A 12,930-nucleotide genomic window follows, 5' to 3' on the forward strand; every position below is an offset into this window, starting at 1 on the left:
TGCGTAGATCCGTCATTTCCTTATAGGATCGCGCCTTCCCCCATTTTCCGCTCCATGCGGTCCCGCCGCAGGTTCAGCCCGTTTTTTCTCACGAAAGCCGGTCGGTACCTCGGCCTGATTCTGAGAATAAGTAGTAGGTACGAACCATGAGCGCACGTCACTTCCTCTCGATGCTGGATTACACGACCGAAGAACTGCTCGGTCTGATCCGCCGCGCCACCGAGCTGAAGGACCTGCGAGACCGAGGCGTGCTCTACGAACCGCTGAAGAACCGCGTGCTCGGCATGATCTTCGAGAAGGCCTCGACGCGGACGCGGATTTCCTTCGAAGCCGGCATGATCCAGCTCGGCGGCCAGGCCATCTTCCTCTCGCCGCGCGACACCCAGCTGGGCCGCGGCGAGCCGATCGCCGACGCCGCGCGGGTAATGTCGCGGATGGTCGATGCGGTGATGATCCGCACCTTCGCCCACAGCAACCTGATCGAGTTCGCCGAGAACTCCCGCGTGCCGGTGATCAATGGCTTGTCGGACGACCTGCATCCCTGCCAGCTGCTGGCCGACATGCAGACCTTCCTCGAGCACCGCGGCAGCATCGCCGGCAAGACCGTGGCCTGGATCGGCGACGGCAACAACATGTGCAACAGCTATATCGAGGCGGCGATCCGCTTCGACTTCCAGCTGCACGTGGCCTGCCCGGAAGGCTACGAGCCGAACGCCGCGCTGATGGAACTGGCCGGCGAGCGTGTGAAGATCTTCCGCGACCCGCGTGAAGCAGTGGCCGGCGCGCACCTGGTGAGCACTGACGTCTGGGCCTCCATGGGCCAGGAAGACGAAGCGGCCGCACGCCTGCGCCTGTTCCAGCCATATCAGGTAACACGTGCGCTGCTCGATGGCGCGGCGGCGGATGTACTATTCATGCACTGCCTGCCTGCCCACCGTGGCGAAGAGATCAGCGAAGACCTGCTGGACGACGCTCGCTCGGTAGCCTGGGACCAGGCGGAAAACCGTCTCCACGCCCAGAAGGCGCTGCTCGAACTGCTGGTCGAGCACGCCCACTACGCCTGATCCCTGCTTAGAGTCCGATGACCCAGACGCTGCTGCTCAACCTCGAAGATCTTTCCTGTGGCTATGAACAGCAGCGTGTGGTGCAAGGCGTCAGCCTGCACCTGAACGCCGGCGATATCGGCTGCCTGCTCGGCCCCTCGGGCTGCGGCAAGACCACCACCCTGCGCGCCATCGCCGGTTTCGAGCCGGTGCAGAGCGGCCGTATCGAACTGGCCGGCGAAGTGATTTCCCGCCCAGGCTTCACCCTGTCGCCGGAGAAGCGCCGGATCGGCATGGTGTTCCAGGACTACGCGCTGTTCCCGCACCTGTCGGTGGCGGACAACATCGCCTTCGGCATCCGCAAGCATCCCGAGCGCGAGCGCATCGTCGGCGAGTTGCTGGAGCTGGTGAAGCTCGACGGCCTCGGCCTGCGCTTCCCCCACGAACTCTCCGGCGGCCAGCAGCAACGTGTGGCCCTGGCCCGTGCGCTGGCGCCGCAACCGCAGCTGCTGCTGCTCGACGAGCCCTTCTCCAACCTCGACGTGGAACTGCGCCGCCAGCTCAGCCATGAGGTCCGCGACATCCTCAAGGCCCGCGGCACCAGCGCGATCCTGGTGACCCACGATCAGGAAGAAGCCTTCGCCGTCAGCGACCACGTCGGCGTGTTCCGCCACGGCGTGCTGGAGCAGTGGGACACCCCGTTCAATCTCTATCACGAGCCGCAGACCCCCTTCGTCGCCAGCTTCGTCGGCCAGGGTTACTTCATTCGCGGCCAGATGCGCGGGAACGATGCGGTGCAGACCGAACTCGGCCTGCTCCACGGCAACCGCGCCTACAGCCTGCCGGACGGCAGTGCGGTGGACGTACTGCTGCGCCCGGACGACCTGGTACCCGCCGCCGATGGCGGGCTGAAGGCGCGGATCGTCGGCAAGTCATTCCTCGGCGCGGCGACGCTGTATCGCTTGCAGTTGCCCACCGGCACCCAGCTGGAATCCCTCTTCCCCAGCCATGCAGATCACCAGCCGGGCGATGAAGTGGCCATCGGCGTAGCCGCCGAGCACCTGGTGCTGTTCCCCGCCCAGGGCAGCGTGGCGCTCTAGCCGAGTACTCGGTCCAGTTCGCCCTGCAGCTGCGGCAGCAAGTCGAACAGGTCCCCCTGCAAGCCGTAATCGGCGACCTCGAAGATCGGCGCCTCCGGGTCGAGGTTGATCGCGACTATGACCTTGGCGTCCTTCATGCCCGCCACATGTTGCACCGCACCGGAGATGCCCACCGCCAGGTACAGCTCGGGGGCGACGATGCGCCCGGACTGGCCGATCTGCAGCTCCGCCGGTGCGAAGCCCGCGTCCACCGCCGCCAGCGAAGCGCCGACTGCACCCTGCAAACGCTCCGCCAGGGGATAGAGCGCAGCGAAACCTTCCGCAGTCTGCAGGCCGCGCCCACCGGCGACTATTACCCGCGCCGACTCCAGCGCCGGGCGTTCGAAATCCGGGCGCTCCTCGCCCTGCCAGGATGCAAGCGCGAGATCACCGGCCCCGCTGCGTCTTTCCAGCTCGGCGTTGCCGCCTTCAGCGGCAACCGGATCGAAAGCCGTTGGTCGAATCCCCAGCACCTTCACCGGTCCTTCGCAGCGCACTGTGGCGATGGCGTTGCCAGCGTAAATCGGCCGCTGGAACGTCTCGCTGTCGATCACGGTGATGACATCGGATACCGCATCGACGTCCAGCAACGCAGCGATACGCGGCAGGCAATCGCGGCCCATCGCGGTGGCGGGTGCGAGAATATGGCTGTAGCCGGGGGCCAGTTGCACGACCAGTGCGCAGAGGTTTTCCGCCAGCAGGTGGTCGCAGGCAGAGTCATCCACCCGCACGATGCGCGCGACGCTCTCGATCTGCCGCGCCTGCTCCGCCAACGGGTCCAGGCCGGTGCCGGCCAGCAGCAGGTGCACGTCGCCACCGATCTGTCGGGCGGCCGCCAGGGCGTTCAGGGTTGCCGGTGCGAGGACGGCGCAACCGGTGTGGGTGTGATAGTCAGCGATGACCAGGATCGCCATGGGCCTGCCTCCGATTCGGTGCGCCGCGCCGGGATGCGCGGACGGACATGACAGGCAAGCCTAGGCCAGGGCGCCGAAAGCACCCCGGTCACAGATCAAACAACCAGCAGACGGCCGCTGGCCACCAGGCGGGCGTAGCCGGCGATACTCACGCGGTCGCCCTCCAGCCGGCACCACAGCTCGCCCCCCCGCTCGGAGCACTGGAAGGCGCGCATCTGCAGCTTGTTCAGACGGCCCGACCAGTAGGGGATCAGGCTGCAGTGGGCGGCGCCGGTCACCGGGTCTTCGTTGAGGCCGATGGCCGGGGCGAAGAAGCGCGAGACGAAGTCGTAGTCATCGCTGCGCGCGGTGACGATCACGCCCAGGTAGGGCAGGCGGCCGAGGGCGGCGAAGTCCGGCTTGCAGTCGCGCACGGCCTGTTCGGACTCCAGCAGCGCCAACAGGTGCGACGCGTTGCTCAGGGCATCCACCACGTCCACGCCCAGCGCGCTCGCCAGCTCCACGGTGGCGCCGGTTTCGCTCGGCGGCTGCGCCGGGAAGTTCAGCGCCAGCCGGCCGTCCTCGCGGGTCACGCGCAGCGGGCCGGACAGCGAATTGAGCTCGAGCACCTCGCCCGGCTCGTCGAACACCTCGAACAGCACATGGGCGCTGGCCAGGGTGGCGTGGCCGCACAGCGGGACCTCGGCGGTCGGGGTGAACCAGCGGATGCGCCAGCCTTCGGGCTCCCGCACCAGGAAGGCGGTCTCGGACAGGTTGTGCTCGGCGGCGATCTTCTGCATCAGCTCGTCGTTCAACCACGCGTCGAGGCGATAGACCATGGCCGGGTTGCCGGCGAAGGGGCGGTCGGTGAAGGCGTCCACCTGGTGGAAGTCGAGCAGCATGGTGATCTCCTGGTCAGTGATGGCCGAGCATGACAGATGCCGACGGGCGGCGAACCGTACAGTAGGGAGCACACAGTCCGCGCAATCGAGTGATCAGGCGCGGCCGATGGGCGCGAATTTCGCCGAGGTCAGCCCGGCCAGGGTCTCGGCGCTCAACTCCACTTCCAGCCCGCGCCGCCCGGCGCTGACATGGATGGTCGGGAAGCCCTGGGCGGATTCGTCGATGAAGGTCCGCAGGCGCTTCTTCTGCCCCAGCGGGCTGATGCCGCCCACCAGGTAACCCGTGGCGCGCTGCGCGGCGTTGGGGTCGGCCATGTCGGCCTTCTTCACACCCGCCGCATGGGCCAGCGCCTTGAGGTCCAGGGTACCCACCACCGGCACCACCGCCACCAGCAACTCGCCCTTCTCGCTCGCCGCCAGCAGGGTCTTGAACACCCGCGCCGGATCGAGGTTGAGCTTCTCCGCGGCCTCCAGGCCATAGGACGGCGCCTTGGGGTCGTGCTCGTAACTCAGCACGTGGTGTTCGGCGCGGTTCTTCTTCAACAGGTCGATGGCGGGGGTCATGATCGGCAGGCTTCTCGCAGGCAGCTTTCCAGCGCATAACAGTAAGCCAAGGCGTGCTGCACTGCACGGCGTTCGCTTCACCGACGCGGATGAATCCCGTATGTTCACCGCCAATCCCTACCCGGTCCTGCCGCCGGGGTTGCCGAACGGAATCCGCACAAGGCCGCCACCATGACGAACCTTACGAACAAGAAATACGTCGTCGCCCTCGACCAGGGCACGACCAGCTCGCGCGCCATCATCTTCGACCACGACGCCAATGTGGTCAGCACAGCCCAGCGCGAGTTCGCGCAGATCTACCCGCAGCCGGGCTGGGTCGAGCACGATCCGATGGAAATCTGGGCGACCCAGAGTTCGACGCTCGTCGAGGCGCTCGCCCAGGCCAACATCAGTGTCGCCGAAGTGGCCGCCATCGGCATCACCAACCAGCGCGAAACCACCCTGGTGTGGGACAAGGCCACTGGCCGGCCGATCCACAACGCCATCGTCTGGCAGTGCCGGCGCAGCGCGGCGATCTGCGAGCAGCTCAAGCGCGACGGGCTGGAACAGCACATCCGCGACACCACCGGGCTGGTCATCGACCCGTACTTTTCCGGCACCAAGCTCAAATGGATCCTCGACAACGTCGAAGGCGCCCGCGAACGTGCCCAGCGCGGCGAGCTGCTGTTCGGCACGGTCGACAGCTGGCTGATCTGGAAGCTCACCGAGGGCGAGGTGCATGTCACCGACTACACCAACGCCTCGCGCACCCTGATGTTCGATATCCACAAGCGCGACTGGGACGAACGCCTGCTCTCCGCGCTCGACGTACCGCGCGCCATGCTGCCGCAGGTGCGTGCTTCCTCCGAGGTGTATGGCCACGCCAAGGTCGGCGGCCTTGGTGTGCACCGCACGCCGATTGCCGGGATCGCCGGCGACCAGCAGGCCGCGCTGTTCGGGCAGATGTGCGTGGAGCCGGGCCAGGCGAAGAACACCTACGGCACCGGCTGCTTCCTGCTGATGAACACCGGCGACAAGGCGGTGAAGTCCACCCACGGCCTGCTCACCACCATCGCCTGCGGGCCAAGCGGCGAAGTGGCCTATGCGCTGGAAGGCGCAGTGTTCAACGGCGGCTCCACCGTGCAGTGGCTGCGCGACGAGCTGAAGGTGATCAACGACGCCCACGACTCCGAGTATTTCGCCACCAAGGTGAAGGACAGCAACGGCGTCTACCTGGTCCCCGCCTTCACCGGCCTCGGCGCGCCTTACTGGGACCCGTACGCTCGTGGCGCGCTGTTCGGCCTGACCCGTGGAGTCAAGGCCGACCACCTGATCCGCGCCACCCTGGAGTCCATCGCCTACCAGACCCGCGACGTGCTCGATGCCATGCAACAGGACGCCGGCGAGCCGCTGCGTGCCCTGCGTGTGGACGGCGGTGCAGTGGCCAACAACTTCCTCATGCAGTTCCAGGCCGACATCCTCGGCACCCCCGTGGAGCGCCCGCAGATGCGCGAGACCACCGCCCTCGGCGCCGCCGTGCTGGCGGGCCTGGCCTGCGGCTTCTGGGGCAGCCTGGGCGAGCTGAAGAACAAGGCGGTGATCGAGCGGGTGTTCCAGCCGGCCTGTGACGAAGCGGAGCGCACGCGCTTGTATGCCGGGTGGAAGAAAGCCGTGGAGCGCACCCGCGGCTGGGCAGCCGAAGACTGAGAAAGTCCTTCGCGGCAACTCCTGAGCTCAGCCCAACCCTCTCCCCCCGCCCTCTCCCTGAAGGGAGAGGGAGCTATCCGAGCAGACTGATGCTGTTGTATAAGCCAGCTCCGAACCAGTCCCCTCTCCCTTCAGGGAGAGGGCTAGGGAGAGGGGAACCGTCCGCGCCGAACTCACCTGGCATGACAGCAAGGCCCCCGCTGCGGCATCCTTGCCCCTTCGCCCGTCCGCACGAGCACAGCGCATGAACCTGCCACCTCGACAGCAAAGCATCCTCGACCTGGTCCGCGAACGCGGCTACCTGAGCATCGAGGAACTCGCCCAGCAGTTCGCCGTGACCCCGCAGACCATCCGCCGCGACATCAACCAGCTCGCCGAACAGAACCTGCTGCGCCGCTACCACGGCGGCGCGGCCTGGGATTCCAGCGTCGAGAACACCGCCTACAACACCCGCGCCGACCAGATGCGCGACGAGAAGCAGCGCATCGCCGATGCCATTGCTGCGCACATCCCGGACAACGCCTCGCTGTTCATCAACATCGGCACCACCACCGAGGCCATTGCCCGCGCCCTGCTCGGCCACCAGAACCTCAAGGTCATCACCAACAACCTCCACGTGGCCAGCATCCTCGCCGGCAAGGACGACTTCGAAGTACTGGTTGCCGGCGGCACCGTACGCGGCGATGGCGGTGTGGTCGGGCAGGCGGCGGTGGACTTCATCGAGCAGTTCCGCGTCGACTTCGCCGTGGTCGGCATCAGCGGCATCGACGAGGACGGCAGCCTGCTGGACTTCGACTACCAGGAAGTGCGCGTCTCCCGCGCCATCATCGACAACGCCCGGCAGGTGTTCCTTGCCGCCGACTCCAGCAAGTTCGGGCGCAACGCCGTGGTGCGCCTGGGGCCGATCTCCCTGGTCAGCCGGGTGTTCACCGACAGCCCGCCCCCCGCCGCCGTGGCGCGCCTGATGCACCAGCACAAGGTCCAGCTCGAACTGGTCTGAGTCGCGCCCGCCCATTCACTTTCGAACATTCAGACGAATGCCTGCGCGAATTCGCACTCAAGGCTGGTCATATTTCATTCACTGAACTAGGATATTTTCGAAAACGAACATCACAAGATTCACTTTCAACCCCCGAGGCGGCCCCCATGAACCCAACCAGCAAGCGCCACGCGCCCCTGGCCGAAGTCTACGACCTGGCCGTCGTCGGTGGCGGCATCAATGGCGCGGGGATCGCGGCGGACGCCGCCGGGCGCGGGTTGTCGGTGTTCCTTTGCGAACAGCACGACCTCGCCGCCCACACCTCCTCCGCCAGTAGCAAGCTGGTGCATGGCGGCCTGCGCTACCTGGAGCACTACGAATTCCGCCTGGTCCGCGAAGCCCTTGCCGAGCGCGAAGTGCTGCTGGCCAAGGCTCCGCACATCGTCCACCCGCTGCGCTTCGTACTGCCGCACCGCCCACACCTGCGCCCGGCCTGGATGATCCGCGCCGGCCTGTTCCTCTATGACCACCTGGGCAAGCGCGAGAAACTGCCGGCTTCCCGTGGCGTGCGCTTCGGCCTCGACAGCCCGCTGAAGTCCGGGATCACCCGCGGCTTCGAATACTCCGACTGCTCGGTGGACGACGCCCGTTTAGTGGTGCTCAACGCCATGGCCGCCCGCGAGAACGGCGCCCATGTCCACCCACGCACCCGCTGTGTCAGCGCGCGGCGCAGCAAGGGTCTGTGGCACCTGCACCTGGAGCGCCGCGACGGCAGCCTGTACTCGGTGCGCGCCCGCGCACTGGTCAACGCCGCCGGCCCCTGGGTCGACCGCTTCCTGCGCGAGGAACTGCGGCAGAAACCGCCCTACGGCATCCGCCTGATCCAGGGCAGCCACCTGATCGTGCCGCGCCTGTACGAAGGCGATCATGCGTACATCCTGCAGAACGAGGACCGGCGCATCGTCTTCGCCATCCCCTACCTGCGCCAGTTCACCCTGATCGGTACCACCGACCGCGAATACCAGGGCGACCCGGCGAAGATCAGCATCAGCGAAGCAGAGACCGACTACCTGCTCAACGTGGTCAACGCCCACTTCAAACACCAACTGGGCCGCCAGGACATCCTGCGCAGTTTCTCCGGCGTGCGTCCGCTGTGCGACGACGAGTCGGACGATCCTTCGGCCGTCACCCGCGACTACACCCTGGCGCTGGACAACACCCCCGGCGAAGCGCCGCTGCTCTCGGTGTTCGGCGGCAAGCTGACCACCTACCGCAAGCTCGCCGAGGCCGCACTGGAGCAACTGGCGCCACACTTCGCCGGCGTGATGAAAGCCAGCTGGACCGCCAGCGCCCCGCTACCCGGCGGCGAGGCCATGACCAGCGTCGAAGACCTGGCCATCCAGCTCATGGAGCGTCTGCGCCAGCTCGACCCCGCCCTCGCCAGGCGCTGGGCCAGCACCTACGGCAGCCGCATCTGGAAGCTGCTGGACGGCGCGCACAACCTCAGCGAACTCGGCGAACACCTGGGCGCCGGGCTCTATGCGCGGGAAGTGGAATACCTGATCCACGAGGAATGGGCGCGCGACGCCGACGACATCCTCTGGCGCCGCACCAAGCTCGGCCTGTTCCTCAACGCCCGGCAGCGCGAGCGTCTGGAGCAGTTCCTCAACAGCGAAAGCCCGCTGGAGCCGAGTACGCAGGTCGCCTGAAGGTCGCATTGGAGCCAGCGCCGGTCTCGCGGATAATCCACCGACACTCCCCCGACGCCACCGCCCCGGTGGCGTCGCTGCATAGAGAACAAAGTGGACCTGATCCTCAAGGCAACCATCGGCGCCGGCGTTGTGCTGATCCTCGCCGCGCTGTCGAAGACGCGCAATTACTACATCGCAGGCCTGGTGCCGCTGTTCCCGACCTTCGCCCTGATCGCCCACTACATCGTCGGCAAGAGCCGTTCGCTGGACGATCTGAAGACCACCATCCTGTTCGGCATGTGGTCGATCATCCCCTACTTCGTCTACCTGGCGGCGCTCTACCTGCTGGTCGACCGCATGCGCCTGGAGCTGTCACTGGCGATGGCGGCGCTGGCCTGGCTGGTGGCGGCTTCGCTACTGGTGTTCTGCTGGGTGCGCCTGCACTGAGTCAGGTGCGCACTGCCAGCTGCGACTCCAGCTCCGCGATGCGCGCCTGCAGGCGCTCGCGCTCGGCGCGCTCGGCTCGGATGTCCTCGAACACGCTGATCAGGTGATCGGGCTGGGCATCGTGCTGGCGGCGCTGCAGCGAGGTGCGCACACGAACCCAGACGTATTCGCCGTCGCGACGACGCAGGCGCTTCTCCACCACGTAGCGGTCGAAGTGGCCGGCCAGCAGCTGGCGCAGTAGCTCGAGGTTGGTGCCTAGGTCATCGGCGTGGGTGATGTCCTGGAAGGTCATGGCGTAGAGCTCTTCGGCGCGGTAACCAAGCAACTCGCAGAGGCTGCCGTTGACCCGCTGCCAGCCGCCGTCGAGGCCGATGTAGGCCAGGGCGCCCCAGGTCAGTTCGAAGATCGCGCGAAAGCGCTCCTCGCTGTTGCGCAGCTGCTCCTCGGTGGCCATGCGCTCGGTGTTGTCCATGCTGATGCCGACCATCTTCAGCGGCCGGCCGACGGCGTCGTTGACCACCGTGGCGCGCGAGGCGATCCAGCGCTGGCTGCCGTCGGGCTGGATGACGCGGAAGTCGCACTCGCAGCCCTTGCCCTCGGCGGCGGCGCGCTCGTACATCGCCTGCAGGGTCGCCACGTCTTCCGCCGGCAGGTGGCTCCAGAAGGTCTGGTTGGAGCTGACATGCCAGCCGTAGACCGCTTCGACGTTGGGCGAGTAGGTCACTTCGTCGCTGATCAGGTTCCATTCCCAGGTGACGATGCGCGCGCCCTCCTGGGCCAGCTTCATGCGCGTCTCGCTCTCCATGATCTCGGCGGTGTAGCGGCGGCGCAGGTCGGTCATCGGCAGCTCGACGGGCTCGGCCTCCTGCACGCTGCGCAGGGCTTCCTCGCCGTAGCGCAGCCAGAGCCAGTTGACCTTGAGGAAGTCGGCCAGCTTGCGCAGGTTGTCGTAGTCGATCTCGCCACCCTTGGTCCACTTGTGCACCGCCGTGCGCGAAATACCCAACGCCGTGCCCACTGCCTGCAGCGTCAGCTTGTGGTGTTCGAGCAGTTCCTTGAGACGGAAGGCGAAGCTGTTTTCCAGCATGGGGGGCGCGGTCCCTGGACGAAGTCGAGGGACGCAGTATACACAGCTGTAAACCGATGGATGACAGACCAGGCTGACACCCGATGCCAGGGTCGCGGGCATTTCGTAGGCGCGGAATCGGTCCGCTCCTACGCTCGCCGGATGTTCCAGCTAGAGGTCGATTACCAGCCGCTCCCCACGGGCGCGGGAAACACAGAGCATCAGGGTCTGCTGCGAAGCCTTTTCCTCGTCCGATAGGTACTGGTCGAAATGGTCGACCTCGCCTTCGAGGATGCGCGTCTCGCAGGTGCCGCAGACACCTTCGCGGCACAGGCAATCGACCTGGGCGGCCTTCACGTTCTCGATGGCCTGGATGATGGTCATGCCCTCCTCCACCCGCAGCTCGCGGCCGGAGCGGCCCAGCACCAGGGTGAAGGCGCCGCCGCTGGCGGGAGCGGCGGCGAACTGTTCGAAGTGCACCCGCGCATCATCGATGCCGGCTTTCTTAGCGCCATCGATTACCGCATCGATCAGCGGCTTCGGCCCGCAGACATAGACGTGATCCTGCGCCGCCAGGGAAGCGAATAGCGCAGCCAGGTCGAGACGGCGTTCTTCGCTGTCGATATAGAAGCGCACATTCTCGTTGTGCGGGCCGTCGGCGAGCTCGCCCTGGAAGGCACCGTGTTCCGGGCTGCGGAACGCGTAGTGCAGTTCGTACGGCACAGCGCCGCCCTCCAGCTCATGCAGCTGGGAGAGGAACGGGGTGATACCGATGCCACCGGCGATCAGCACGTGGCGCCCTGCCTTGGGGTCGAGCGCGAAGAGGTTGTTCGGGGTGGAAATGGTCAGCTCGCTGCCCACTTCCACCTGCTGGTGCATGAAGGCCGAGCCGCCTTTGGACTGCTCTTCCAAACGCACGCCGATCTGGTAGTGGCCGAGGTCGCGCGGATCGCTCATCAGCGAATAGGCGTTGCTCAGGCCGTCGGCCATTTTCACGATCACATGGCTGCCGCCGGTGAAGGCCGGCAGCGGCTGGCCATCGCTGCGCGCCAGGGTGAAACGCTTGATCTGCGGGGTCGCCTGCTCGACCTCGGTGACGCGCACGCTGAACATCTCGTAGGTATTGGCCATGGTTCACCTCAACTGCGCCTGCGGGCGGCGGCCGTGCCGTCCGGGCTATCCCTCGCCCGGCTTCCACCACCGGGCGAGGTACTAAGAATTCGTGTCTTGGAGCACCGCCGGCGTCTCTGCCGGCGGTCTGCGATATCAGTCGAGATGCGAGACGGCAATCAGGTTATGGAAGTGGGCAATACCGTGCTCGCTGATGCCGGTGCGCTGCTTGTCCACCATGATCCGGCCCTGGCCGCGGTAGCCGCGGGATTTCAGGCCCTTCTGCACGCTCTCCACCAGGCGCAGGTCTTCGGGGCGGAAGACTTCGCGGTACCAGTCGATGAGCTTGTGCTGTTCCTCGGTGATGTCCTTGTTGAGGAAGTAGATGTCGTAGTGCTGCAGGGTGGTCTCGGCGTCGACCGGGAACTCGTAGATCACGGTCATGAAGTTGGCGCCCGGCGGCACGTTGAACATGGTGCAAGGCCAGGCCCAGTAGCCGGCGAAGGACGGATCGCTCACCGATTCGTCGACCTTGAACGACTGCTCCGAGGACTTGGCGATGCCGTACTGCAGCGACCAGTTGCCGTGCAGGGTGTGGCCGTACTGGCCGACGTCCACCGAGTCGGCGAAGCTGGGGTGCGCCGGGCCGCAGTGGTAGCACTCCATGTAGTTGTCGACGATGGATTTCCAGTTGGCCGGGGTCTTGCTGACGAAGCGCGCCGCCAGGTGCAGGTCATCGATCACCGCGCAGGCGTCGCGCATGCTCGCCTGCAGGCCCGGCAACTGGTCTTCGACGCTACCGGCGTTGGGGTCCATGTTGATGAAGATGAAGCCGGCGTACTCCTCGACCTTGAGCTGCACCAGGCTGAAGTCGCCCTTGTCGAAGGCCTCGACCTGGTCGCAGTTGCGCACGTGGGTCAGCTCGCCGTCGAGCTTGAAGGTCCAGGCGTGGTACGGGCAGGTGATGACGTTCTTGGCGATGCCTTCACTGCCTTCCAGCAGCTGGTGACCACGGTGCGGGCAGACGTTGTAGAAGGCGCGCAGCACGTCGTCGCGGCCACGCACGACGATGATGCTTTCGCCGATCACTTCGCGAACGATGTAGGCGTTCTTCTGCGCGACTTCGCTGCGGTGGCCGAGGCAGATCCAGCTGCGGGCGAAGATCTTTTCCTTCTCGTGTTCGAACACGGCATCGCTGGTATAGAAGCTCGCCGGGATCGTGAAGGCGTGTTCAGGGTTGCTGCAGAAGTCGGCGGGCAGGCGTTCGAAATCGGTCATCTGATATCTCCAGGCTTTCATCGACTCGCGCGGGGCGCGGTCATTACTTATTGGTTAACTGCAACCCGATGGTTAACAGAGCAGGCAAAAAAAAGCCTGCCGGTGACGCCGCCCTCGGGTTGGCGGCGCCAC

General features: G+C 66.1%; 12 protein-coding genes. 6 read left to right on the forward strand and 6 right to left on the reverse strand.

The window, feature by feature from the left end; genetic code table 11:
- Positions 1-146: 146 nt before the first annotated feature.
- Together argF and J2T47_RS06665 are read left to right on the forward strand one after the other, a co-directional pair.
- The gene (argF, locus tag J2T47_RS06660; RefSeq protein ID WP_253443617.1) at positions 147-1,064 is read left to right on the forward strand and encodes an ornithine carbamoyltransferase; all 918 of its coding nucleotides are present in this window, start codon (positions 147-149) and stop codon (positions 1,062-1,064) included.
- A 17-nt stretch (positions 1,065-1,081) separates the two neighbouring features.
- The gene (locus J2T47_RS06665) at positions 1,082-2,143 is read left to right on the forward strand and encodes an ABC transporter ATP-binding protein (RefSeq protein WP_253443619.1); all 1,062 of its coding nucleotides are present in this window, start codon (positions 1,082-1,084) and stop codon (positions 2,141-2,143) included.
- Here J2T47_RS06665 and J2T47_RS06670 read toward each other — a convergent pair.
- The 3 genes from J2T47_RS06670 to ybaK form a co-directional block, all read right to left on the reverse strand.
- A complete protein-coding gene (locus tag J2T47_RS06670) occupies positions 2,140-3,096 on the reverse strand; it encodes an electron transfer flavoprotein subunit alpha/FixB family protein (RefSeq protein WP_253443621.1) in 957 nt (318 codons plus the stop codon). The genes J2T47_RS06665 and J2T47_RS06670 overlap by 4 nt on opposite strands.
- A gap of 95 nt (positions 3,097-3,191) precedes the next feature.
- The gene (locus J2T47_RS06675) at positions 3,192-3,977 is read right to left on the reverse strand and encodes a PhzF family phenazine biosynthesis protein (RefSeq protein ID WP_253443623.1); all 786 of its coding nucleotides are present in this window, start codon (positions 3,975-3,977) and stop codon (positions 3,192-3,194) included.
- A gap of 93 nt (positions 3,978-4,070) precedes the next feature.
- On the reverse strand, positions 4,071-4,541 hold the full coding sequence (ybaK, locus tag J2T47_RS06680) for a Cys-tRNA(Pro) deacylase (protein ID WP_253443625.1): 471 nt from the start codon (positions 4,539-4,541) through the stop codon (positions 4,071-4,073).
- Positions 4,542-4,712: 171 nt separating this feature from the next.
- On the opposite strand from ybaK, the gene glpK reads away from it, so the two are divergent.
- The 4 genes from glpK to J2T47_RS06700 all read left to right on the forward strand — a co-directional run bounded on the left by glpK (position 4,713) and on the right by J2T47_RS06700 (position 9,344).
- On the forward strand, positions 4,713-6,227 hold the full coding sequence (gene glpK, locus J2T47_RS06685) for a glycerol kinase GlpK (protein ID WP_253443627.1): 1,515 nt from the start codon (positions 4,713-4,715) through the stop codon (positions 6,225-6,227).
- 244 nt (positions 6,228-6,471) lie between these two features.
- Entirely contained in the window at positions 6,472-7,227 is a 756-nt protein-coding gene (locus tag J2T47_RS06690; protein ID WP_253443629.1) for a DeoR/GlpR family transcriptional regulator, read from the forward strand.
- Between the two features lie 146 nt (positions 7,228-7,373).
- A complete protein-coding gene (glpD, locus tag J2T47_RS06695) occupies positions 7,374-8,915 on the forward strand; it encodes a glycerol-3-phosphate dehydrogenase (protein WP_253443631.1) in 1,542 nt (513 codons plus the stop codon).
- Positions 8,916-9,017: 102 nt separating this feature from the next.
- A complete protein-coding gene (locus tag J2T47_RS06700) occupies positions 9,018-9,344 on the forward strand; it encodes a GlpM family protein (protein ID WP_253443800.1) in 327 nt (108 codons plus the stop codon).
- A 1-nt stretch (position 9,345) separates the two neighbouring features.
- Here J2T47_RS06700 and J2T47_RS06705 read toward each other — a convergent pair whose 3' ends face one another.
- From J2T47_RS06705 to J2T47_RS06715, 3 genes are all read right to left on the reverse strand, one after another.
- Complete coding sequence (locus J2T47_RS06705) at positions 9,346-10,431, reverse strand: helix-turn-helix domain-containing protein (protein WP_253443633.1); 1,086 nt, start codon at positions 10,429-10,431, stop codon at positions 9,346-9,348.
- A 150-nt stretch (positions 10,432-10,581) separates the two neighbouring features.
- Positions 10,582-11,541, reverse strand: a complete 960-nt coding sequence (locus tag J2T47_RS06710; protein WP_253443635.1) for a PDR/VanB family oxidoreductase — start codon at positions 11,539-11,541, stop codon at positions 10,582-10,584.
- 135 nt (positions 11,542-11,676) lie between these two features.
- On the reverse strand, positions 11,677-12,798 hold the full coding sequence (locus J2T47_RS06715; protein ID WP_253443637.1) for an aromatic ring-hydroxylating oxygenase subunit alpha: 1,122 nt from the start codon (positions 12,796-12,798) through the stop codon (positions 11,677-11,679).
- Positions 12,799-12,930 lie beyond the last annotated feature (132 nt).

This window comes from Pseudomonas nitroreducens, assembly GCF_024170165.1.
Lineage (GTDB): Bacteria > Pseudomonadota > Gammaproteobacteria > Pseudomonadales > Pseudomonadaceae > Pseudomonas > Pseudomonas nitroreducens_C.

Excerpts from the sequence above, each read along its gene's own strand:
- J2T47_RS06690 (WP_253443629.1), top strand. The coding sequence starts at position 6,472 with ATGAACCTGCCACCTCGACAGCAAAGCATCCTCGACCTGGTCCGCGAA.
- argF (WP_253443617.1), top strand. The coding sequence starts at position 147 with ATGAGCGCACGTCACTTCCTCTCGATGCTGGATTACACGACCGAAGAA.
- ybaK (WP_253443625.1), bottom strand. The coding sequence starts at position 4,541 with ATGACCCCCGCCATCGACCTGTTGAAGAAGAACCGCGCCGAACACCAC.
- glpK (WP_253443627.1), top strand. The coding sequence starts at position 4,713 with ATGACGAACCTTACGAACAAGAAATACGTCGTCGCCCTCGACCAGGGC.
- J2T47_RS06710 (WP_253443635.1), bottom strand. The coding sequence starts at position 11,541 with ATGGCCAATACCTACGAGATGTTCAGCGTGCGCGTCACCGAGGTCGAG.
- J2T47_RS06675 (WP_253443623.1), bottom strand. The coding sequence starts at position 3,977 with ATGCTGCTCGACTTCCACCAGGTGGACGCCTTCACCGACCGCCCCTTC.
- J2T47_RS06665 (WP_253443619.1), top strand. The coding sequence starts at position 1,082 with ATGACCCAGACGCTGCTGCTCAACCTCGAAGATCTTTCCTGTGGCTAT.
- J2T47_RS06705 (WP_253443633.1), bottom strand. The coding sequence starts at position 10,431 with ATGCTGGAAAACAGCTTCGCCTTCCGTCTCAAGGAACTGCTCGAACAC.
- J2T47_RS06670 (WP_253443621.1), bottom strand. The coding sequence starts at position 3,096 with ATGGCGATCCTGGTCATCGCTGACTATCACACCCACACCGGTTGCGCC.
- J2T47_RS06715 (WP_253443637.1), bottom strand. The coding sequence starts at position 12,798 with ATGACCGATTTCGAACGCCTGCCCGCCGACTTCTGCAGCAACCCTGAA.
- glpD (WP_253443631.1), top strand. The coding sequence starts at position 7,374 with ATGAACCCAACCAGCAAGCGCCACGCGCCCCTGGCCGAAGTCTACGAC.